Raw genomic sequence first — 208 nt, 5'->3', positions numbered from 1 at the left:
CAGCTGGATGGTGGCGGTYGGCAGYTGCGTGTCGATGGCGAAGTTGTCCGAGGACACCAGGCCCTGGCCGATATTGCCTGCCGCGTCACGAACCCAGGTCTGRTTMAGCACCAGCTGGTTAGTCGCGTCGGTCACGTCGGCAGCCGGGGTGTAAGTACCTTTCCAGGTAATACCGCCGTCGGTGGAGATCAGCTCGGACAGGGTGCCG

Annotated in this window: 1 protein-coding gene; it reads right to left on the bottom strand. The window is 63.2% G+C overall.

Annotated features, from left to right (window positions below; translation table 11 throughout):
- On the bottom strand, positions 1 to 208 hold a 208-nt coding region (locus ASF13_RS24665), incomplete at both ends, for an Ig-like domain-containing protein (protein ID WP_162237194.1).

The organism is Erwinia sp. Leaf53 (assembly GCF_001422605.1).
Lineage (GTDB): Bacteria > Pseudomonadota > Gammaproteobacteria > Enterobacterales > Enterobacteriaceae > Erwinia.
Note: the sequence above shows the minus strand (reverse complement) of the source record. Positions and strands in the feature narration are given on the sequence as shown.